Origin of the sequence: Pseudomonas sp. NFX1 (assembly GCF_051123555.1) — a bacterium.
GTDB classification, from domain to species: Bacteria; Pseudomonadota; Gammaproteobacteria; order Pseudomonadales; family Pseudomonadaceae; genus Aquipseudomonas; species Aquipseudomonas capeferrum.
Genome location: NZ_CP169366.1, coordinates 3460404 through 3482851 on the forward strand (window position 1 = coordinate 3460404; position 22448 = coordinate 3482851).

20 protein-coding genes are annotated in these 22448 nt (G+C 64.5%); 7 read left to right on the forward strand and 13 right to left on the reverse strand.

The window, feature by feature from the left end; translation table 11 throughout:
• Positions 1-38: 38 nt before the first annotated feature.
• The 7 genes from wspF to DJ563_RS15580 all read right to left on the reverse strand — a co-directional run bounded on the left by wspF (position 39) and on the right by DJ563_RS15580 (position 8243).
• On the reverse strand, positions 39-1052 hold the full coding sequence (gene wspF / locus DJ563_RS15550) for a Wsp signal transduction system protein-glutamate methylesterase WspF (RefSeq protein WP_434517988.1): 1014 nt from the start codon (positions 1050-1052) through the stop codon (positions 39-41).
• On the reverse strand, positions 1049-3340 hold the full coding sequence (locus DJ563_RS15555; RefSeq protein WP_274098357.1) for a hybrid sensor histidine kinase/response regulator: 2292 nt from the start codon (positions 3338-3340) through the stop codon (positions 1049-1051). The genes wspF and DJ563_RS15555 overlap by 4 nt, the downstream gene beginning before the upstream one ends.
• A complete protein-coding gene (locus DJ563_RS15560; RefSeq protein ID WP_186662961.1) occupies positions 3337-4002 on the reverse strand; it encodes a chemotaxis protein CheW in 666 nt (221 codons plus the stop codon). Before DJ563_RS15560 ends, DJ563_RS15555 begins: the two co-directional genes overlap by 4 nt.
• On the reverse strand, positions 3999-5273 hold the full coding sequence (locus DJ563_RS15565) for a CheR family methyltransferase (RefSeq protein ID WP_434517989.1): 1275 nt from the start codon (positions 5271-5273) through the stop codon (positions 3999-4001). The genes DJ563_RS15560 and DJ563_RS15565 overlap by 4 nt, the downstream gene beginning before the upstream one ends.
• Positions 5270-5788, reverse strand: a complete 519-nt coding sequence (locus DJ563_RS15570; protein WP_274098355.1) for a chemotaxis protein CheW — start codon at positions 5786-5788, stop codon at positions 5270-5272. Before DJ563_RS15570 ends, DJ563_RS15565 begins: the two co-directional genes overlap by 4 nt.
• 5 nt (positions 5789-5793) lie before the next feature.
• Complete coding sequence (locus DJ563_RS15575) at positions 5794-7416, reverse strand: methyl-accepting chemotaxis protein (protein ID WP_434517990.1); 1623 nt, start codon at positions 7414-7416, stop codon at positions 5794-5796.
• A 128-nt stretch (positions 7417-7544) separates the two neighbouring features.
• Positions 7545-8243, reverse strand: coding sequence for a tellurite resistance TerB family protein (locus DJ563_RS15580; RefSeq protein ID WP_274098353.1), 699 nt, complete (start codon positions 8241-8243; stop codon positions 7545-7547).
• Between the two features lie 217 nt (positions 8244-8460).
• Between DJ563_RS15580 and ydcS the strand changes: the two genes are divergently transcribed.
• The 5 genes from ydcS (at position 8461) to DJ563_RS15605 (ending at position 13912) form a co-directional block, all read left to right on the forward strand.
• A complete protein-coding gene (gene ydcS, locus DJ563_RS15585) occupies positions 8461-9612 on the forward strand; it encodes a putative ABC transporter substrate-binding protein YdcS (RefSeq protein ID WP_434517991.1) in 1152 nt (383 codons plus the stop codon).
• Between the two features lie 87 nt (positions 9613-9699).
• The gene (locus DJ563_RS15590) at positions 9700-10740 is read left to right on the forward strand and encodes an ABC transporter ATP-binding protein (RefSeq protein ID WP_274098352.1); all 1041 of its coding nucleotides are present in this window, start codon (positions 9700-9702) and stop codon (positions 10738-10740) included.
• A 1-nt stretch (position 10741) separates the two neighbouring features.
• Positions 10742-11674: an ABC transporter permease gene (locus DJ563_RS15595; RefSeq protein ID WP_434517992.1), complete on the forward strand. Its 933-nt coding sequence runs from the start codon at positions 10742-10744 to the stop codon at positions 11672-11674.
• A complete protein-coding gene (locus tag DJ563_RS15600) occupies positions 11664-12470 on the forward strand; it encodes an ABC transporter permease (RefSeq protein WP_434517993.1) in 807 nt (268 codons plus the stop codon). Before DJ563_RS15595 ends, DJ563_RS15600 begins: the two co-directional genes overlap by 11 nt.
• Positions 12471-12487: 17 nt before the next feature.
• Entirely contained in the window at positions 12488-13912 is a 1425-nt protein-coding gene (locus DJ563_RS15605) for a gamma-aminobutyraldehyde dehydrogenase (RefSeq protein ID WP_434517994.1), read from the forward strand.
• A 122-nt stretch (positions 13913-14034) separates the two neighbouring features.
• Here DJ563_RS15605 and DJ563_RS15610 read toward each other — a convergent pair whose 3' ends face one another.
• The 3 genes from DJ563_RS15610 to DJ563_RS15620 form a co-directional block, all read right to left on the reverse strand.
• On the reverse strand, positions 14035-15141 hold the full coding sequence (locus DJ563_RS15610; protein WP_274098348.1) for an NADH:flavin oxidoreductase/NADH oxidase: 1107 nt from the start codon (positions 15139-15141) through the stop codon (positions 14035-14037).
• A 272-nt stretch (positions 15142-15413) separates the two neighbouring features.
• Positions 15414-17123, reverse strand: a complete 1710-nt coding sequence (recJ, locus tag DJ563_RS15615) for a single-stranded-DNA-specific exonuclease RecJ (protein ID WP_033700945.1) — start codon at positions 17121-17123, stop codon at positions 15414-15416.
• Between the two features lie 12 nt (positions 17124-17135).
• Positions 17136-17678 (reverse strand): YaeQ family protein, encoded by a 543-nt coding sequence (locus DJ563_RS15620; protein WP_274098346.1) that lies wholly within the window; start codon positions 17676-17678, stop codon positions 17136-17138.
• A gap of 132 nt (positions 17679-17810) precedes the next feature.
• Between DJ563_RS15620 and DJ563_RS15625 the strand changes: the two genes are divergently transcribed.
• Complete coding sequence (locus DJ563_RS15625) at positions 17811-19010, forward strand: CaiB/BaiF CoA transferase family protein (RefSeq protein ID WP_274098345.1); 1200 nt, start codon at positions 17811-17813, stop codon at positions 19008-19010.
• A gap of 15 nt (positions 19011-19025) precedes the next feature.
• A complete protein-coding gene (locus tag DJ563_RS15630) occupies positions 19026-19901 on the forward strand; it encodes a TIGR02285 family protein (protein ID WP_274098344.1) in 876 nt (291 codons plus the stop codon).
• Between the two features lie 160 nt (positions 19902-20061).
• Here the strand turns inward: DJ563_RS15630 and DJ563_RS15635 are convergent, their stop codons facing one another.
• The 3 genes from DJ563_RS15635 to thrC form a co-directional block, all read right to left on the reverse strand.
• A complete protein-coding gene (locus DJ563_RS15635; protein ID WP_033700949.1) occupies positions 20062-20343 on the reverse strand; it encodes a DUF3509 domain-containing protein in 282 nt (93 codons plus the stop codon).
• A gap of 79 nt (positions 20344-20422) precedes the next feature.
• Positions 20423-20839, reverse strand: a complete 417-nt coding sequence (locus tag DJ563_RS15640) for a response regulator (RefSeq protein WP_274098343.1) — start codon at positions 20837-20839, stop codon at positions 20423-20425.
• Between the two features lie 160 nt (positions 20840-20999).
• Positions 21000-22409 carry a threonine synthase gene (gene thrC / locus DJ563_RS15645; RefSeq protein ID WP_033700952.1) on the reverse strand — a complete coding sequence of 470 codons (1410 nt, stop codon included), beginning with the start codon at positions 22407-22409 and terminating at the stop codon, positions 21000-21002.
• Between the last annotated feature and the right edge of the window lie 39 nt (positions 22410-22448).

Sequence of the window (22448 nt, forward strand, 5' to 3'; positions counted from 1 at the left end):
ATCACTGCCGGCCAGGCGGCGTGATTCAATACATATCGTCATTTTGCAAAGAATTCCATCAAGCGCCCGGCTATTCGCTCCAGCGGGCGGATTTCCACCGCCGCGTCGATCGCTGCGGCGGCCTTGGGCATGCCGTACACGGCACTGCTGGCCTGGTCCTGGGCGATGGTCAGGAAGCCTTGCTGGCGCATCAGTTTCAGGCCTCGGGCACCATCGCGGCCCATGCCCGTGAGCAGCACACCTACAGCATCGCCGCTCCAGTAGCGCGCCACGCTCTCGAAGAACACATCGATCGAGGGCCGGTAGATTTCGTTGACGGGTTCGGCAGTGTAGGCCAGCTGGCCGTTTTTCAGCAGGCGGATATGGTGGTTGGTGCCCGCCAGCAACACCTGCCCCGGTTGCGGCGGCTCGCCCTCGCAGGCCAGGCGCACCGGCAGGCCTGCCGCGCTGCTGAGCCATTCGGCCATGCCGGCGGCAAACACCTGGTCGACATGCTGGACCAGCACGATGGCCGCCGGAAATGCAGGGGGCAAGCCCTTGAGCAGCACCTCCAGGGCAGCCGGGCCGCCCGCCGACGAGCCGATGGCCACCAGCCCGCGCCGCTGTGACGCTTCGCGCAAGGGCGTGGCAACCGGGCGCGCGGCCGGCGCGCGCTGCTGGCCGATCAGCCAACTGATATTGAGGATCTTGCGCAGCAACGGCGCCGCCGCCTCACGGGCATCGCCCGCCCCCAAGGCCGGGGTATCGACCACATCCAAGGCGCCATGGCCCATGGCCTCGAATACCCGGTGCACGTTCTGTTTGCGGTCGACCGTGACGATCACGATGGCGCAGGGGGTTTCGGCCATGATCCGCCGCGTCGCCTCCACCCCGTCCATCACCGGCATGATCAGGTCCATGAGGATCAGGTCGGGCAACTGCTCGGCGCAGCGCTGCACCGCCTCGGCGCCGTTGCCCGCCACCCAGATCACCTGGTGCGCAGGCTCGAAGGCCAGCGCCCGGCGTAACGCCTCGACCGCCATGGGCATGTCATTGACGATGGCGACCTTCATCCCTGAGCACCTCCGATCAGCTCCACCACAGCATCCAGCAACGCATCGTCGTGGAAACTGGCCTTTGCCAAATAGTAGTCGGCGCCAGCGTCCAGGCCACGCCGTCGGTCTTCCTCACGGTCCTTGTACGACACCACCATCACCGGCAGCGATTGCAAGCGCTGGTCGCGGCGCACCAGGGTGACCAGCTCGATGCCATCCATGCGCGGCATGTCGATATCGGTGATCAACAAGTCGAAGTCGTCGCCGCGCAAGGCGTTCCAGCCGTCCATGCCATCTACCGCCACCGCCACGTCGTAACCGCGGTTGCCCAGCAGCTTGCGCTGCAGCTCGCGCACGGTGAGCGAGTCATCGACCACCAGGATGCGTTTGCGCACTGCACCCCGGGCGCCACTGCTGCCCCGCTCGATGCGCTCCAGGCTGCCGGTACTGAGCAGTTTTTCTACCGAGCGCAGCAGGTCTTCGACGTCGATGATCAACACCACCGAGCCGTCGTCGAGCAAGGCGCCGGACGAGATATCCTGGACCTTACCCAAGCGCGGATCGAGGGGCATCACCACCAGCACCCGCTCACCGATCAAGCGCTCCACGGCAACCCCATAGAGTTGCTCGCGTTCGCGAATAACCACCACCCGCAGGCTGCGCTCATCGTCCTGCCCTGCCGGGCGGTTGAGCAACTGGCTTGCCGCCACCAGGCCGATGTGCCGCCCTTCGTGCCAGAAGTGCTGGCGCCCTTCGATCTGCACGATCTGTTCGGCGGTCACCTCCAGGGTGCGTTCGATATGCGCAAGCGGGAAGGCATACGCTTCGCCGCCCACTTCCACCACCAGGCTGCGCACCACCGAGAGGGTCAGCGGCACCTGCAGGTGGAAGCGGCAGCCCTGCCCCGCCGATTGCGTCAACTCGATCGAGCCGCGCAGCTCGCGGATCATGTGCTGCACGGCATCCAGGCCAACCCCGCGTCCAGACACCTCGGTCACGGTGTCGCGCAGGCTGAAACCGGGCAGGAACAGGAACGTCATCAGCTCCGCCTCGCTCATCCGGGCCACCGTGTCGGCCGGCGACATGGCACGCTCGACGATCGCGCTGCGCAGGCGCTCCAGGTCGATACCGGCGCCATCGTCGATCAGCTCAAGGCTGAGCATGCCGGCCTGGTGCGAGGCGCGCAGGCGAATCACGCCCTCCTGCGCCTTGCCTGCCAGCAGGCGCCGCTCGGGCAGTTCGATGCCGTGGTCGACCGCATTGCGCAGCAGGTGGGTCAGCGGTGCTTCGAGTTTTTCCAGCACATCGCGGTCGACCTGGGTCTTTTCGCCTTCGATGACCAGGCGCACCGGCTTGCCCAGGGAGCGCCCAAGGTCACGGACCATGCGGCTCTGCCCGGCCAGTACGTCAGCGAAAGGCCGCATCCGGCAGGCCAGGGCCGTGTCATAGAGCAACTGCGCGCGCTGGCTGGCCTGCCAGCCGAATTCGTCAAGGTCGGCGGCCTGCTGCTGCAAAATCTGCTGGGTTTCGGCCAACAGGCGCTGGGTCTGGGCCAGGGCTTCGAGCACTTCGCTGCTCTGGCCACTGTCTTCCAGTTGCATGCGCAAACCATCGAGGGCCTGCATGCCTTGGCCATGCATGCGCTTGAGGCGCTGCAAGGTGGCCAGGTAAGGCTTGAGCCGCTGGGTTTCCACCAGCGACTTGCTGGACAGGTCGAGCAAGCTGTTGAGGCGGTCGGCGGTGACCCGCAGCACCCGCTCTGCGCCTTCGCCAGCGCGTTTGCCAGCCTTGCGCCGTGGCACGGGTTCAAGCTCGAATTCCACCTCCATGGCCTCGGGTGCCAGCGGCAAGGGCTCGACGGGCGTGGATTGTACAGGCGCTGCCGGCAATGCCGTTGGCATTGGCACCGGCGCGGCGCCTGGGTCCAGCAGGCTGGCCATCTGCGCGAGGAACACCGGCAGCGTCGCTTGCGCGGCGGTGTCGCCTGGCGTGGCGATGCGCATCAACAGGTCGGTGCCCTGCAGCAACGCATCGATATGCTCGGCGCTCAGCCGCAAGCGGCCTTCCTGGGCAGCCACCAGGCAGTCTTCCATTACATGGGCAACGCTGACGCCAGCGTCTACCCCGACAATGCGCGCGGCCCCCTTCAGGGAGTGGGCCGCGCGCATGCAGGCTTCCAGCTGGTCGGCCTGGGTGGGATTGCGCTCCAGGGCCATCAGGCCGGCGCTGAGTACCTGGGTCTGCGCCTCGGCTTCCAGGCTGAACAGCTCGAGCAACGATGCGTCGCGCATTTGCTCTGGGGTCATGACAGGCTCCGCTGCACGGCAGACAGTAATTGTTGATCGTCCAGCACGCGCACGCTGCGGCCACGCCACTGCAGCACCGCTGCGGTGAAGCGCGTGGTGTCCTGGCCGCTGTCCAGCAACGCCGGGTCAAGCCGATGAATGCCGTCGATCTCTTCGACTGCCATCACCACCGGCCCACCTTCGGCGGCCAGAATCAGCATGCGCGGCATCTCGCGGCCGCTGCGCTGTTGCCCGGCAGTCGGTTGCACCCCCAGCAGGTCAGCCAGCGAAAGGCATGGCACCAACGCGCCACGCACGTTGGCGACGCCTTGCAATACCCGCGAACGCTGGTGCGGTAGCGAATGCACTGCCTGCAAGGGGGCGATTTCTGCCAGGCAGGCGGTCGCCAGGGCCAGCCATTCTTCGCCGAGCCTGAACAACAGCAGGGAGTGGCCGACTGATTGCTCGGCGGCTTGCGCCGCAACGGCCTGGTCATCCTGCAGCAGAGCGTAACGGTCGAGCAGGCGCGTGGCGGCAGCGGCATAGACGTCGCAGTTGCGGCAATGGATGTGCTGCTCCAGCAGCGGGCACTGTTTGTCACCGTGCACGCCGATGCGGTTCCAGCAGTCGTCGATGCGCTCGTCGGCCTGGGCAAGCAGTTGCATCGCGGATTCACCCCTCATCGTTCAGACTCCCGACCGACCCGTGCGGCACGCGCCTGCAAACGCTGCGCACCGGCCAGGTCGCCCTGGGCCGCGAGCAACGCCGCCAGGTGTACCAGGGCCTCGGGGTGCTGCGGTTCGAGGTACAGAGCCTTGCGATAATGGGTAAGCGCCTGGCCGGCATCGCCTTCGGTATCGCTGAGCAACCCCAGCCAGTAGTAAACCTGCGCGGTCGGCGCGAACTGGCTCAAGTAACGCTGGCAAGCGGCGCGCGCCTGCGCACTGGCACCGGCGTTGGCATGCTGGGCAATGCTGGCCAGCAATTCGGCCTCGCTCTCGCCCTTGCTGTCGTGCGCCAGCGACGCCTTGGCAGTGGCCACAAGGGGCCGCAACGGCCGCGTCAGTGACGGGGTCGTGGGCGGGTACACGGGCATGGCCAAAGGCGGCAGCGTGCGCCTGACGGGTGGCGCGGGTGGCACGGCGACCGGCGCGCGGTCGCCCTCCTGGCGCACGTAGGCGAATGACTGCGCAATGCCCAACGGGCGCATCCCCAGCCGCGCCAGCAAGCTGCCTTCGGCAGGCCCGATGAACAGCACGCCCTGCGTGTGAGTCAGGCGCTTGAGCACCTCGAACACGCGCTGCTGCGTGGGCACGTCGAAATAGATCAACAGGTTGCGGCAGAACACGAAATCGTACAGGCCATCGCGGCTGGCCAGTGCCGGATCCAGCACATTGCCTACCTGCAGGCTGACCTGCTGGCGCACCCGGCCCTGCAAGCGGTGGCCGTCATCGAGCGCATCGAAAAAGCGCTCGCGAAAACCCAGGTCGCTGCCGCGAAAGGCATTGCGCCCGTAGACCGCCTGTTCGCCCTTGGCCACCGAAATGGGGCTGATGTCGATGCCATCGATCATGAACGAGCCAGGGCTCATGCCGCCATCCAGCAGCGCCATGGCCAGTGAATAGGGTTCTTCGCCGGTCGAGCACGGCAGGCTGAGCAGCCGCACCGGGCGTGCGCCGGCCAGTTGGGCCAGGCGTTTATGGGCAAGCCCGACCAGGGCCGTGAACGATTCGGGGTAACGGAAGAACCAGGTCTCGGGGACGATGACTGCCTCGATCAAGGCCTGTTGCTCGTCCGCCGATTGCTGCAGGCGCAGCCAGTAATCGTCCAGGTCTGCCGCGTTCACGGCAACGCAGCGCTGGCGCAAGGCGCGCTCGACCATGGACGCCCCCACCGACTCCACATCCAGGCCGATACGCTCGCGCAGGTAGCGGAAGAAACGCTGTTCAGTCATGTCGGCACTCCTTGCCCTGGTGCACCGCTGTGATCGGCAAACACCAGCTCGCGCACGGCGTCCGTCAGCAGGTCATCGACTTCGATCAGTTGCAACAGGCCCAGGTGGTCCTGGCGCACCGGGCCCAGGTAGGGGGCGTCGGCATTGTCCAGGCCATACGGCTGGAAGTCTTCGCGGCGGCAGCGCAAGGTTTCGGTCGCCTGCTCAAGGATCAGCCCGAGTTGCAGGTTGCCCCGGTAACGCACCAGCACCAGACGCGTGCTGGTACGTTGCGCTGCGGCCTGGCCAAAGCTCAGCGCCGACAGGTCGACCACCGGCACCAGCGCGCCGCGATGCGCGAGAATACCCGCGACCCACGCCGGCGCCTGGGCGATCGGCTTCAGCGGCCGACGCGGCAGCACCTCGACCACCTCGTGCACGTCCAGGGCAAAGCGCTGATCAGCGATGCGAAACAGCAGGTACAACGTGCCCTTGGCGTCGCCCGCCGGCGCGGCGTGGGGTTGCAAGTCGTTCATCGCCGTCAGACTTTGAAACGCGACACGCCGCCGCGCAGGCCTGCCGCCACCTGGCTGAGCTCGTCAATGGCAAAACTGGCCTGGCGCAGCGACTCGACCGTCTGGGTACTGGCATCGCTGAGCTGGGCCAGTGCCTGGTTGATCTGCTCGGCACCGGTGGCCTGGGCCTGCATGCCTTCGTTGACCATCAACACACGCGGCGCCAGGGCCTGCACCTGATGGATGATCTGGCTGAGCTGCTCGCCCACCTGCTGGACCTCGAACATGCCGCGGCGCACTTCTTCGGAAAACTTGTCCATGCCCATCACCCCTGCCGAGACAGCCGACTGGATCTCACGCACCATCTGCTCGATGTCGTAGGTGGCCACGGCAGTCTGGTCGGCCAGGCGGCGCACTTCGGTGGCCACCACGGCGAAGCCACGACCATACTCGCCGGCTTTTTCAGCCTCGATGGCGGCATTGAGCGACAACAGGTTGGTCTGGTCGGCCACCTTGACGATGGTCACTACCATCTGGGTGATATTGCTGGCCTTCTCATTGAGGATGCCGAGCTTGGCATTGACCAGTTCCGCGGCGCCCATCACCTGGTGCATGGTCTCTTCCATGCGCGCCAGGCCTTGCTGGCCGGAGCCGGCCAGGCTCGAAGCCTGATCGGCGGCAGAGGTGACCTCGGTCATGGTGCGTACCAGGTCACGCGAGGTGGCGGCGATTTCCCGCGAGGTGGCGCCGATTTCAGTGGTGGTCGCGGCGGTCTCGGTCGCGGTGGCCTGCTGCTGCTTGGAGGTGGCGGCGATCTCGGTCACCGAGGTGGTCACCTGCACCGATGAACGCTGGGCCTGGGACACCAGGTTGGCCAGCGCCTCGGCCATTTCGTTGAAACCGCTTTCGATGGCGCCGAACTCGTCCTTGCGGTCCAGGCTCAGGCGCATGCTCAGGTCACCCGAGCGCAACCGGTCGAGGGCGTGAACGATACGCTGCATGGGCGCACTGATGGCGCGCATCAGCAGCAACCCGCAGATGCCGGCGGCAACAATTGCCAGCAGCAGCGAAATCATCATGCTGCCCTTGGCCGTGCTCACGGCGCTGACGATGTCGTGGGTGGCAGCTTCGGCCGAGGCCCGGTTGTTCTCGATCACATCGTTCAGGTGCTTGCGGCCATCGACCCAGGCCGGGGTGAGCACCTCGTTGATCAGCCGTTCGGCTTCGACATAATTGCGCTGGCGGTAGGTGTCCAGCACCTGGCCGACGACCTTGATGTAGTTTTCTTCCAACTGCACGAAGCTATCGAAGCGCGTCTGGTCGGCGCGGTCCTGAATGGTCTCCTGGTAGCTGGCCATATGTTGCTTGAGGCGATCCTCGAAGCTCTTGAACAGCTCCAAGTCCGCCGACGTGATTTCGCGATGGTTGGACAAACCCACCAGTTGCTGGCTGGTGACGTAGCTGTCGACCCAGGCACTGCGGATCATGGAGCTGTAGTAGACCCCGGGAATGCTGTCTGTGCCCACTGCCTGCTCGGCACTTTCGATCGCCACCAACCGCGAGTAGGCGGCGACGATCATCAGCAGCATGATGGCGATGATCACGGCGAAACTTGCCAGGATCCGTTGGCGCAACGTCCAGTTCTTCACATTCAGCCCTCAGGAATTCACAACGAGCGGGGAAAATCGCCGAAGTATAGCCCAGGCATCCTACGCTTTTGCGGCTGAAATGCGGGGTATTCAGGCATCCTTGCCTGATGGACAAGCCAAGCCGTGTGCTATTGGCCTGCGCCAAGCCGTACCTGGTGCTCCAGTTCCTGGCGCAAGGCTGGGTCCAGGCGCAACTGGCGGGCCAGTTCGTCCAGGTAGGCACGTTCCATGAAATGCTCCTGGTCGACCATCATCACACTGGCCAGGTACATCTCGGCGGCCATTTCCGGCGTTTGCGCGGCACGCGCCACCTCGGCCGGGTCCAGCGGTTTGTTCAGCTCGGCGTGCAGCCATTGCTGCAATTCACCGTCCGTGTCCAGGCGGGTGAATTCGCCTTCGATCAAGGCCCGCTCGCGCTCGTCGATATGGCCATCGGACTTGGCCGCTGCCACCAGCGCCCGCAGCACCGCCTGGCTGTGCTGCTCGGCCTGGGCCGGCGGCAGGCGGTCGAGGGTCTGCGGCTCGGGCGCTTGCCCTGCCCCCTGCTGGCGCGCCTGCCAGTTGCCATAGGCCTTGTAGGCCAACACCCCGAGTGCAGCGAGGCCACCGTACGTCAGGGCCTTGCCGCCGTATTTGCGGGCCTTCTTGTTACCCAGCAACAGGCCCAGCGCCCCTGCCCCCAACGCGCCGCCACCGACACCGGACAACAGGCTGCCGAGGCCGCCGGCGCCCGCGCCTGGCTTGCCTGAGCCCGCTTTGCCGGCCTGGCTGTCGAGCAGTTGCTGGCCAGACTTGAGCAGTTGATCGAGCAGTCCGCGGGTGTTCATTGAAGTGCCTCCAGACGTTGCAAAAGGACAGCCAGATTAAGCCTTGCCCGAGCGATCGCCACGGGGGGATTTGCTTCCGGATGTTGCATTGGCCAGCAAAAAGCCAACTAGACTCGATATCGCCAATACCTCGCACAATCGCACTACGCTTATAACAAGCGTTTCACGGCTTGCTTGATGACTGCCCCGACCAAGATCTCCAATAAGAGGGAACACCATGTCAGCGCACAACACCGCATTGCTCGGCGCCCTGACCGGCGCGTTGCTGGCCAGCGCCAGCCTGCAGGCCGCCGAACCGCTCAAGGCCTTGGGAGCCGGCGAGGGGCGCCTGGATATCGTCGCCTGGCCCGGCTACATCGAGCGGGGTGAAAGCGACAAGGCCTACGATTGGGTCACCGGCTTTGAAAAGGAAACCGGCTGCAAGGTCAGCGTCAAGACGGCCGCCACCTCCGATGAAATGGTCAGCCTGATGACCAAGGGCGGCTACGACCTGGTCACGGCCTCGGGCGATGCGTCGCTGCGGCTGATCGCCGGCAAGCGAGTGCAACCGATCAACACCGCGCTGATCCGCAACTGGAAGAACATCGACCCGCGCCTGCAGAACGGCGGCTGGTACGTGGTCGACAAGCAGGCCTACGGCACCCCGTACCAGTGGGGGCCAAATGTGCTGCTGTACAGCACGCAGGTGTTCAAGCAGGCGCCGACCAGCTGGGGTGTAGTCTTCGAGCCGCAGGACCTGCCCGATGGCAAGCCGAACAAAGGCCGCGTGCAAGCCTACGACGGGCCGATCTACATCGCCGATGCGGCGCTGTACCTGAAGTCGGCCAAGCCGGAACTGGGTATCCAGGACCCCTACGAACTGAACGAGACCCAGTACAAAGCCGTGCTCGAACTGTTGCGCCAGCAACAGCCGTTGATCCACCGCTACTGGCATGACGCCACGGTGCAGATGAGCGATGTGAAGAACGAAGGCGTGGCGGCCTCCAGCTCCTGGGGCTACATGGTCAACGGCCTGAAAGCAGAGAACCAGCCGGTGGCCTCTACCATACCCAAGGAGGGCGCCACGGGCTGGGCCGACACCACCATGTTGCACAGCGAGGCCAAACACCCCAACTGTGCCTACAAGTGGATGGACTGGTCATTGCAACCGAAGGTGCAGGGTGATGTGGCCGCCTGGTTCGGCTCATTGCCAGCGGTGCCGGCGGCCTGCACCGGCAGCGAACTGCTGGGCGCCGAAGGCTGCAAGACCAATGGTTTCGACAACTTCGACAAGATCGCCTTCTGGAAGACGCCGCAGGCGCAGGGCGGCAAGTTCGTGCCTTATAGCCGCTGGACGCAGGACTACATCGCGATCATGGGCGGGCGCTGAGGTCGATTGAGCCTGTACCGGCCTATTCGCGCTGCAGCCCCGCGAAACCGCCGGTACAGGCAACACAGCAACAACTGAGTACCGGCCATGCCCCTAGCAGTCCAGTTCACCCAGGTTTCCCGCACCTTCGGCGAGGTCAAGGCCGTCGACCAGGTCAGCATCGACATCATGGATGGCGAGTTCTTCTCCATGCTCGGCCCCTCCGGGTCGGGCAAGACCACCTGCCTGCGCCTGATCGCAGGCTTCGAGCAACCTGACAACGGTTCGATCCGCATCCATGGCGTGGAAGCCGCCGGGGTGCCGCCCTACCAACGCGACGTCAATACCGTGTTCCAGGACTATGCGCTGTTCCCGCACATGAACGTGCGCGACAACATCGCCTATGGCCTCAAGGTCAAAGGCGTGGCCAAGGCCGAACGGCATGCCCGCGCCGACGAGGCCCTGGCGATGGTGGCGCTGGCCGGTTACGGTGCGCGCAAACCGGCGCAGCTGTCCGGCGGCCAGCGCCAGCGCGTCGCCCTCGCCCGCGCACTGGTCAACCGCCCACGAGTGCTGCTGCTCGACGAGCCGCTGGGGGCGCTGGACTTGAAGCTGCGCGAACAGATGCAGGGCGAACTGAAAAAGCTGCAGCGCCAGCTGGGCATCACCTTCATCTTCGTCACCCACGACCAGACCGAAGCCCTGTCGATGTCCGACCGCGTGGCGGTGTTCAACCGCGGCCGCATCGAACAGGTCGACACCCCGCGCAACCTGTACATGCAGCCGGCTACTACCTTCGTCGCCGAATTCGTCGGCACCTCGAATGTGGTGCGTGGCGAGCTGGCCGAGCAGCTCAACGGCAGCTCCGCGCCGTTTTCCATCCGCCCCGAGCATATCCGCCTGGGCGAACATGCCGCCGACAGCCATGAGGTGCAGGTCAGCGGCCTGCTGCACGATGTGCAGTACCAGGGCAGCGCCACCCGCTTCGAACTGCAACTGGACAGCGGCCAGCTGCTGACGGTGAGCCAGGCCAACGACCGCTGGCAGGCCCACGCGCAAACTTGGCAGGCCGGCCAGCGGGTGCAAGCGCACTGGCCCCGTGAAGCGATGACGGCACTGCTGGAAACCGTACTCGACGAGGGCCGCTGAAATGAACGCGCCCACTGCCAGCCCAGGCCCGTTGCGCCGCTTTGCCAACCTGCTTTACCGGCGGCCCAACCTCTACCTGGCGCTGCTGCTGATCCCGCCGTTGACCTGGTTCGGGGCGATCTACCTGGGCTCGTTGCTGAACCTGCTGTGGCAAGGTTTCTATACCTTCGACGACTTCACCATGGCGGTGACCCCGGACCTGACCCTGGGCAACTTCGCTGCGCTGTTCAACCCGTCGAACTTCGACATCATCCTGCGCACCCTGGGCATGGCCGTGGCGGTGTCGCTGGCCAGCGCGGTACTGGCCTTCCCCATTGCCTATTACATGGCGCGCTACACCAGCGGCAAGACCAAGGCCTTTTTCTACATCGCGGTGATGATGCCGATGTGGGCCAGCTACATCGTCAAGACCTATGCCTGGACCCTGCTGCTGGCCAAGGGCGGCGTGGCCCAATGGTTCGTCCAGCTACTGCACCTGGATGGCCTGCTGCAGGCGCTGTTGACGGTGCCAGGCATTGGCGGCAGCACCCTGTCGACATCACACCTGGGGCGTTTCATGGTGTTCGTGTACATCTGGCTGCCGTTCATGATCCTGCCGATCCAGGCCTCGCTGGAGCGCCTGCCGCCGTCGTTGCTGCAGGCCTCGGCAGACCTGGGAGCAAGGCCCGGGCAAACCTTCTGGCAGGTGACCCTGCCGCTGTCGATCCCCGGTATTGCCGCAGGCTCGATCTTCACCTTCTCGCTGACCCTGGGCGATTTCATCGTGCCGCAGCTGGTCGGCCCGCCCGGCTACTTCATCGGCAGCATGGTTTACGCCCAGCAAGGGGCGATCGGCAACATGCCAATGGCCGCCGCGTTCACCCTGGTGCCCATCGTGCTGATTGCGCTGTACCTCTCCATCGTCAAGCGCCTGGGGGCATTCGATGCACTCTGAACATGCATCAACGGGTCTGCGCCTGGCGGCCTGGGGCGGGTTGCTGTTCCTGCACTTCCCGATCCTGATCATCGTCCTCTACGCCTTCAACACCGAAGACGCAGCGTTCAGCTTCCCACCCAAGGGGTTCACTCTGAAGTGGTTCACCGTGGCCTTCGCCCGCCCCGACGTGCTCGAAGCCATCAAGCTGTCGCTGCAGGTCGCCTGCCTGGCCACGTTGATCGCCCTGGTACTCGGCACCCTGGCCTCGGCGGCGCTGTACCGGCGCAGTTTTTTTGGCAAGGAAGGTATTTCGCTGATGCTGATCCTGCCGATTGCTCTGCCTGGCATCATCACCGGTATCGCCCTGCTCTCGGCGTTCAAGCGTCTGGGCATCGAGCCTGGCCTGTTCACCATCGTGGTCGGCCACGCCACCTTCTGTGTGGTGATCGTCTACAACAACGTCATCGCCCGCCTGCGGCGGACCTCGCAAAGCTTGATCGAGGCCTCGATGGACCTTGGCGCAGATGGCTGGCAGACCTTCCGCTACATCATCCTGCCCAACCTCGGCTCGGCGCTGCTGGCAGGCGGCATGCTGGCCTTCGCGTTGTCGTTCGACGAAATCATCGTTACCACCTTCACCGCCGGGCACGAACGCACGCTGCCGATCTGGTTGCTCAACCAGCTCAGCCGCCCACGCGACGTGCCGGTAACCAACGTGGTCGCCATGCTGGTGATGCTGGTGACCATGCTGCCGATCCTTGGCGCCTATTACCTGACCCGCGGCGGCGAAAGCGTGGCGGGCAGCGGCAAATGACCCTGGAGGAGTCCCTCATGCAAACGCACATGCTGATCAACGGTCGCCTGGTAGCTGGCGACGGGCCGGCCTGGACCGTGCTCAACCCCGCCCAGGGCAGCGCCCTGGCGCAGATCAACGAGGCCACCGAGGCCCAGGTCGACAGCGCCGTGCGTGCCGCCGACCTGGCCTTCGACAGCTGGTCGCAGGCCAGCCCCAAAGACCGTTCCCTGGCCCTGCTGGCGCTGGCCGACACCATCGAGCAGCATGGCGAAGAACTGGCCCGGCTCGAATCGCAGAATTGCGGCAAGCCTTTCAGCGCGGCACTGAATGACGAAATACCGGCAATCGCCGATGTCTTCCGTTTTTTTGCCGGCGCAGCGCGCTGCCTGGGCGGCTCGGCGGCCGGCGAGTACCTGCCGGGGCACACATCGATGGTCCGCCGCGACCCGCTGGGCGTGGTCGCCTCGATCGCGCCGTGGAACTACCCGCTGATGATGCTGGCCTGGAAGGTCGCACCGGCACTGGCCGCCGGTAACACGGTGGTGATCAAACCGTCCGAACTGACGCCGCTGACCGCGCTGCGCCTGGGCGAACTGGCCCAGGGCCTGCTACCGCCCGGCGTGCTCAACATTCTCTTCGGCCGCGGCCAGACAGTCGGCACGCCACTGGTTACCCACCCGAAAGTGCGCATGGTGTCACTCACCGGTTCGATCCCTACCGGCGCGCACATCATCAGCGCCACGGCCGACAGCGTGAAGCGCATGCACATGGAGCTGGGCGGCAAAGCGCCGGTGCTGGTGTTCGACGATGCCGACATCGACGCCGCCATCGACGGTATCCGCATGTTCGGCTTCTACAACGCCGGCCAGGACTGCACCGCCGCCTGCCGCCTGTATGTGCAGGACGGTATCTACGAGCAGTTCGTGCAGCGCCTGGGTGACGCCGTCGCAAGCCTCAAGCCCGGTTTGCAGGAGGCCGAGGACACCGAGCTGGGGCCACTGATCAGCGCGCAACACCGCGACAAGGTTGCCGGGCTGGTGCAGCGTGCCATTGCCCAGCCGCATATCCGCCTGGTGACCGGCGGCAAGGCGATTGCCGGCGACGGCTTCTTTTTCGAGCCGACCGTACTGGCCGATGCCCTGCAGGATGACGAGATCGTGCGCAACGAAGTGTTTGGGCCTGTGGTGTCGGTCACCCGCTTTACCGACGAGGCCCAGGCGCTGGAATGGGCCAATGACTCCAACTATGGCCTGGCATCATCAGTGTGGACCCGCGACACCGGCCGCGCTCATCGCCTGGCGGCGCGGCTGCAGTATGGCTGCACGTGGGTGAATACCCATTTCATGCTGGTCAGCGAAATGCCCCATGGCGGACAGAAGCATTCGGGGTATGGGAAGGATATGTCGGTGTATGGGCTGGAGGACTACACCTGCGTGCGGCATGTGATGATCAAGCATTGAGACCACCGCGGCGTTAGCAGGAACCTGTGGGAGCGGGCGTGCCCCGCGAAGCAGGCACCGCGAAGGATGGCACGGGCTTCGCCCGTGTTCGCGGGGCAAGCCCGCTCCCACGGGGGTCATTATCAGTCCCGCAAATCCGACTCATGGATAGGGTTGGCCCGGCTGGTAGCCCGTTGATACTGCGCCGGCCAGGTGGCCTTGTTGCCCCCCAGGTCATCATCGGCATGCAGCGGCCAATACGGGTCACGCAACAATTCGCGCGCCAGGAAGATGACATCGGCCTGCCCGGTGCGCAGGATGTGCTCGGCCTGCGCCGGTTCGGTGATCATGCCCACCGTGCCAGTGGCAATCTCGGACTCCTTGCGCACGCGCTCGGCAAAGCGGGTCTGGTAGCCAGGGCCCGTGGGGATCTCGGCGTTGACCGACGTGCCCCCGGACGAGACATCGATCAGGTCCACACCCAGCGCCCGCAGACGACGGGCCAGCTCTACGGTTTCGTCAGGGTTCCAGCCGTCTTCGACCCAGTCGGTCGCCGATACCCGCACGAACACGGGCAGCTCGGCAGGCCAGACATCCCTCACCGCCTGGGTGACTTCGAGGGTCAGGCGGATACGGTTTTCAAAGCAACTGCCATAGTCGTCACGCCGTTGGTTGCTCAGCGGCGAGAGAAACTGATGCAGCAGGTAACCATGCGCCGCATGCACCTCGACCACCTTGAACCCCGCTGTCAGAGCGCGCCGGGCGGCGTCGGCAAACGCCTGCACGATGCCGGCGATCTCCCCTGTCGACAGCTCGTGAGGCACCGCATGTTCAGGGTCGAAGGCGATCTTTGACGGCCCGACCGGCTGCCAGCCGCCCTCTTCGACCTTCACGCTGCCATGCTTGCCCAACCAGGGCCGATGGGTGCTGGCCTTGCGCCCGGCGTGGGCCAGTTGCAGGCCTGGCACGGCGCCCTGGGCGGTGATGAAACGGGTGATGCGCTGCAGTGGGGCTATCTGCTCGTCATTCCACAGGCCGAGGTCTTCGGCGGTGATACGCCCGTCAGGGGTTACCGCTGTGGCTTCGGCAATGATCAGGCCGGCGCCACCGACGGCGCGGCTGCCCAGGTGGACAAGATGCCAGTCGTTGGCCAGGCCATCGATGGCGGAATACTGGCACATCGGCGAGACCGCGATGCGGTTGGGCAGCGTCAGCTGACGCAGGGTGTAAGGCTCGAGCAGCAAGCTCATGAGGGCACCTCCCAAGGACTCCAATGGTGATCCGGCCCGGGCACTCAATTACACGTCCGTGGCCCGGGTCCGGTCTATGTTCAGACTAGACCAGATTGGGTGGGGGGGAGGTTCCATGGGATTTGGGGTGAGGTGAATGAGGCATGGCTTTGGAGGGTATGTGGGGCGGCAATGTGCAGAGCGACAGGTTTGCAGCGCCTATGAGATCGAGCGCTGCGCGGGCGGCGCTCGATTTCCGTTACCCCACAAAAATCAAGGCAAGCACCTTGCCGTCAACGCGGCTCCATGTGGGCAATCATCAGCTGCACACTTTCATTGCCACGAAACTCGTTCACATCCAGCTTATAGGCCAGCTCCACCCAGCGCACCGTCGGGTTCGGCCACACCTCGCGGTCGACGCCGAAGGCAATGCCATCCAGCCGCACCGAACCGCACTCGCTCTTGAGCACCACCTTCAGGTGCCGCTCACCCACCACACGCTGCTCGACCAGCTGGAACACACCATGGAACAGCGGCTCCGGGAAGTGCTGCCCCCAGGGCCCGGCATGGCGCAAAGCCTTGGCCAGGTCGAGGTGGAACTCCTCCACCGCCAGGCTGCCATCGGACAGCAATCGGCCAGTCAGGTCCTCTTCGCACAGCTGGCGCCGCACTTCTTCGTCGAATGCCTCGGCAAAGGCCGGGAAGTTGCCCTCAGGCAGCGACAACCCCGCCGCCATGGCATGGCCGCCGAACTTGCTGATCAACTGCGGATGACGCGCCGCCACCGCATCCAGCGCATCGCGAATATGAAAACCAGGTACCGAGCGCGCTGAACCCTTGAGCATGCCGTCGCCAGCATCGGCAAAGGCAATGGTTGGCCGGTGATAGCGCTCCTTCAGGCGCGAAGCGAGAATACCGATCACGCCCTGGTGCCAGTCGGCATCGAACAGGCACAAGCCATACGGCATGGACTCGACCGGCAAATCCTTCAACTGGGCCAGCGCCTCACGCTGCATGCCCTGCTCGATGGACTTGCGGTCCTGGTTGAGATCGTCCAGCTGCTGGGCCATGTCCTGGGCCAAGGCCGCGTCTTCGCACAGCAGGCACTCGATGCCCAGGCTCATGTCGTCCAGGCGCCCGGCCGCGTTCAAACGCGGGCCAAGGATGAACCCCAGGTCGGTCGAGGTGATGCGCCGGTGGTCACGGCGGGCCACTTCCAGAATCGCCTTGAGCCCCGGCCGTGCGCGGCCGGCACGAATGCGCTCGAGGCCCTGGTGCACCAGAATGCGGTTGTTGGCGTCCAGCGGCACCACGTCGGCGACACTGCCCAGCGCCACCAAGTCGAGCAGCTCGCCGATATTCGGCTGTGCTTGGTTCTGGTAGCGCCCCAGGCTGCGCAGGCGTGCGCGCAAGGCCATGAGCACATAGAAGATCACCCCGACCCCGGCCAACGACTTGCTCGGGAAGTCGCAGCCCGGCTGGTTCGGGTTGATGATCGCATCGGCGTCGGGCAACTGCTCACCCGGCAAGTGGTGATCGGTGACCAGCACCTTGAGCCCCGCTGCCTTGGCTGCCGCCACGCCGTCGACACTGGAGATACCGTTGTCGACAGTGATCAGCAATTGCGGTTGGCGCTGCAGCGCCACCTCGACGATCTCCGGGGTCAGGCCATAGCCGAATTCGAAGCGGTTGGGCACCAGGTAGTCGACATGGGCCGCGCCCAGCAAGCGCAGGCCCAGCACACCCACGGTACTGGCGGTGGCGCCGTCGGCATCGAAGTCGCCGACGATGAGGATGCGCTGGCGCTGGTCGAGCGCTTCGACCAACAGGTCCACCCCCGCCTCGATGCCTTTGAGCTGCTGGTACGGCAACAGCCGCGCCAGGCTCTTGTCCAGCTCGGCCTCGCTCTGCACGCCGCGGGCGGCATACAGGCGGGTCAACAAGGGTGGCAGGTTACCCAGAAATGGCAGGGTCGACGGCAGGGGGCGAGGTTCGATGCGCATAGGGGCTTCGGCTCAGCCGCGCTCGCCAAGCAGCCACTGCAGCTGCACTTCGTGCTGGCCACGGTCGTCGGTGACGAACACTGTGCCTTCGCTGATCATTACGTCCCACTTGATGCTGCGCGGCATGTCGGTAGCCAGGGTCTCCAGCACCTCTTGCGGCACAGCGGCAATGTTCAGGTTCTTCAGGTTCTTGACCGCAGGCACCACTTTGGTTTCCCACACTCGCAGGCTACCGTAGGCCAGCAGGCTGGTGCGCTCGGTGCGGCGGGAACACCAGGTCAGGCGGTCGGCATCCGGCTGGCCGACTTCGATCCAGTGCAAAACGCGATCGTCCAGGCTCTTTTCCCACAATGCCGGCTCATCGACATCCGACAGACCGCGACCAAACGACAGCTGCTCGTTGTACCAGAGCGCATAAGCCAGTAGACGCACCGCCATACGCTCTTCGGTTTCCGACGGGTGACGAGCAATGGTCTGCTTGACGCTTTCGTACACGTTGCGATCGAGGTCGGTCAGATTCAGTTCGAATTTGTAGGTGGTGGACGGCTGGGCCATGGTCGACGGGCTTCTTGCGCAAAGAAAAGTGACACAGTCTAACCGATCCTGCCCTTCGTTGCGCCGCGGCAGTATCTGCGGCTTCGGAGCTATGATAAAACCACGGCTCTGCCCAGTTGCCACGGATGCCCCATGCCTACGCCCAGCAAACCCCTCGCCGGCCTGAAAGTCATCGAACTCGGGACCCTCATCGCTGGCCCGTTCGCTTCGCGCATCTGTGCCGAGTTCGGCGCCGAGGTGATCAAGGTCGAGTCACCCGATGGCGGCGATCCGCTGCGCAAATGGCGCAAGATGTACGAAGGCACGTCGCTGTGGTGGTTCGTGCAGGCGCGCAACAAACAGTCGCTGACCCTCAACCTCAAGCACCCGGAAGGCCTCGAGATCCTCAAACGCCTGTTGGCCGACGCCGACATCCTGATCGAAAACTTCCGCCCCGGCGTGCTGGAAAAACTCGGCCTGGGCTGGGACGTGCTGCACGCGCTCAACCCGCGCCTGGTCATGGTGCGCCTGTCCGGTTTCGGCCAGACCGGGCCGATGAAAGACCAGCCAGGCTTTGGTGCCGTGGGCGAGTCCATGGGCGGCCTGCGCTACATCACGGGCTTCGATGACCGCCCGCCGGTGCGCACGGGTATTTCCATCGGTGACTCGATTGCCGCCCTGTGGGGAGTGATCGGCGCGTTGATGGCCTTGCGTCACCAGGAAGTCAACGGCGGCCAGGGCCAGGTTGTGGACGTGGCGCTGTACGAGGCGATCTTCGCCATGATGGAAAGCATGGTCCCGGAATTCGACGTCTTTGGTTTCATCCGTGAGCGCACCGGCAATATCATGCCGGGCATCACCCCCTCCTCCATCCATACCAGTGCCGATGGCAAGCATGTGCAGATCGGCGCCAACGGCGATGCGATCTTCAAGCGCTTCATGCAGGCCATCGGCCGCGCCGACCTGGCCGATGACCCCACGCTGGCCACCAACGATGGCCGCGACCTGCGCCGGGACGAGCTGTACGGGGTAATCGACCGCTGGGCCAACAGCCAGCCCCTGGACCAGCTGATGCAGGTGCTCACCACCGCCGAAGTGCCAGCTAGCCGCATCTATTCGGCCGAAGACATGTTCAATGACCCGCAATACCTGGCACGGGAGATGTTTCTGCAGGCACGCCTGCCAGACGGCAAACCCTTCAAGATGCCAGGCATCGTGCCCAAGCTTTCGGAAACGCCCGGTTCCACCGAATGGGTCGGGCCGGCGCTGGGCGAACACACCGAAGCACTGCTCGCTGCCCTGGGCTACGACGCAGCCGCCATCGCCGGCCTGCGCGAAGCAGGCGCGGTCTGACCTCTGCTGCCGCCGATGCGAGTTGCCTGCTGGTTGCGCCCCCTGCTCCTGCTGTGCGGGCTACTGCCCGCACTGGCCATATTGCCCGCCGCGGCCAAGGAGCGTATCTGGTGGCTGGTTCGAGACCTGCCGCCGTTCACCATTTTCGAAGGCCCGGAGAAAGGCCAGGGGGTGGTTGATCGCCTGCTGCCGCAGTTGATCGCGCAGATGCCCGAATACGATCACAGCATCGTCCGGGTCAACCGCGCGCGGGGTATCCAGATGCTTCAGGACGCCAGCAGCTTCACCTGCGACCCGACCCTGCTGTGGACGCCGGAACGCGCCAGGTACGTGCATTTTTCCATGCCGTTACTGGGTGTAATGAGCGGCGGGCTGGTGGTCCGCAAGGAAGACGAGGCACTGCTTGCGCCGTTTCTCACAGGCCACGAAGTCGATCTGCATGGGCTGTTGAACAAGACCACGTTGAAGCTCGGTATCGTCGCCGAGCGCAGCTATGGCACGCAGATCGATGAGGTTCTGCGTCAGCTGCCAGACGCGTCGCTCAGCCGCCACTACGGCAACGATGCCACCGCCAACCAACTGCAGATGCAGCGACTGGGCCGCCTGCACATGGTGATGGGGTACTGGCCAGAGGTGCGTTACCTGATCCAGCAGCAAGGCGGGTCACTGGCGGACTACCAATTCCACCCTGTGCAAGGCGTGGATCCTTACCAGTTTCTGCATGTAGGTTGCTCGAACTCGCCACTGGGGCGCGAGGCCATTACGCACATCGACCAACTGCTGCCCACGCTGCGTCGGGAGACCTTGCCGGGGCTGTATGCACGGTGGCTGGACCCGCAGTTGCAGGAAGACTACCTGGAGCAGAGCAAGCAGTTTTTCAAAAGCGAATAGGCGTTTGCCCATGCCTGCGTGAATCACGCAAAAAAAGAAACCCCGGACGCTGGGGAGGACGCCCGGGGCCAATCTAAAGTCCTTGGAGACTTCCCGGAACAGCCTGCCAACACCGGAGCAAAGCGCTGGCTGGCTACCCTTACTGTGTCTGAAAGCCGGGTCAGGCAAAGGTTCCCTGAGGTTGCTGGCGCTGTTGCAACGCAGCAATGACACAAGGCTGCAATCGCCCTTCGGCAATCTGCAGATCACGGTGCAGACCATCCACCACGTCAATCAGCAGGCGCTGCTCCTGCAATTGGCGCAGGCTTACCGTGCGCTGCAGGGTGATGCCTGCAAGGCTGTCAAATACGGTCAATTGACGATTGCCATTGGCATCAGCGATGCCCAGGTGGGTTTGATATGGGGTCAGGGCTTCGTTGAGCAGTCTGCAGATTCTTTCCATCCGGATCACTCGCTGCGTGGTGGGCTATAGAGAAACTGACCAACAAGCGCAGCGTAAAGTTCGAGACGCTGGCGCTGTTTCAGTGAGCATGCGGTGCAGACGTGACAGTTTGAGTACGCCTGCCCAGGCACTGAAGCGCACGCTGCAGGTGCGTCATGGACAGCGGCCAGGGCAGCTCGGCAATCACCCAAAGCCCCCGTTGTTTGGCCTCCAGGGCAAGATTGTGCTGGTCGGGTGCTGCCTGACCCACGAACATCAAGGCGCGCAACGCAGGCATGCCAGCGAGCCGTTTCAATACGGCATGCCCTGCCTTTGTGGGCATCGCGTGGTCGAGGATCAGCAAGTCAGGGCAGCGGCCAGCGGACAGGCAGGCGCGCAGGTCGACCGCGTCCTCGATGATGCGCACGTCGAATATACCTTGGGCGTTGAAGGCCTGATGCAGAAGAATCTGGTGGGAAGGGCGTGCCTGGTGAATCAGCACGTAAGGCCTGGACATGAGCCGCTCCTGAAGAAGGAAGGACCCGCAAATCTAGGCAAGACGTCGAGCGGTTTAAATAGGAAAAGTCTGAAACAGCGCAAGGAAGCAGCGACAGAGCGAAGCTGCTGCGCAACCCAACGCCGGCTTGCCGGCGATGGGTTATGTGGCGGTCCTGGCGTTAAAGCGGCTTGCCGCGGTTACCGTGCTGGCTGACAAAGCCCTGAACGGCCTTCAGGTCATTGGCCAGCACCGTGCAGCGCTCTTCGCGGCTGAACAGGTCGACCAGGTGCGCAGGCAACTCCAGCGCCTTGCCCACACCGGCCTTCTCTACCGCTTCCGGGAACTTGACCGGGTGCGCAGTACCCAGCACCACCATTGGCGTGTCCAGGCTGCGGCGGCACTCGCGGGCGGCCTTGACGCCGATCGCGGTATGCGGGTCGAGCACTTCACCGGTGCTGGCGAACACCTCGGCGATGGTCTCGCAGGTTTGCTCGTCACTGACGGCCAGCGAGTCGAACAGCTTGCGCGCCTCGGTCCAGCGGTCTTCGTCGACGCTGAAGCCGCCACCCTGCTTGAAGTTCGCCATCAGCTCGGCAATGGCAGCACCATTGCGGCCATGCAGGTCGAACAGCAGGCGCTCGAAGTTGGACGACACCATGATGTCCATCGACGGCGACAAGGTCGCGTGCAGGGTTTCCTTGACGTACTGGTTGCCGCTCATGAAGCGGTGCAGGATGTCGTTACGGTTGGTGGCCACCACCAGCTGGCTGATCGGCAGGCCCATGTTGCGCGCCAGGTAACCGGCGAAGATGTCGCCGAAATTACCGGTAGGCACCGAGAACGCCACCGAGCGGGCTGGCCCGCCCAACTGCAGGGCTGCGTGGAAGTAGTAGACGATCTGGGCCATGATCCGCGCCCAGTTGATCGAGTTGACTGCCACCAGGCGGGTGCCCTTGAGGAACGACTGGTCGGCGAAGCTGGCCTTGACCATCTCCTGGCAGTCGTCGAAGTTGCCTTCGATGGCGATGTTGTGGATGTTGTCGCCGAAGATCGTGGTCATCTGCCGACGCTGTACTTCCGACACACGCTGGTGCGGGTGCAGGATGAAGATGTCGACGTTGTCGCAACGGCGGCAACCTTCGATGGCGGCAGAACCGGTATCACCGCTGGTGGCGCCAACGATCACCACGCGCTCGCCGCGCTTGACCAGCACGTGGTCGAGCAGGCGGCCGAGCAACTGCAGGGCAAAGTCCTTGAACGCCAGGGTCGGGCCGTGGAACAGCTCCATGACCCACTCGTTCGAATTCAACTGGCGCAGCGGCGCCACGGCCGCGTGAGCGAACGCGCCGTAGGTTTCCTCGAGGATCTTCTTGAAGTCGGCATCGGCGATGCTGCCGGCAACGAACGGGCGCATCACGCGGAAGGCCAGTTCGTGGTATGGCAAGCCAGCCCAGGAAGCGATCTCTTCCTGGGTGAAGCGTGGCAGGTTTTCCGGGACGTACAGGCCGCCGTCGCTGGCAAGGCCAGCCAGCAGCACATCTTCAAAGTTCAAGGCCGGTGCCTGGCCGCGGGTGCTGATATAGCGCATGGTGCAAACCTTCGAGACTGGGGGCCGGGGCCGCTGGCG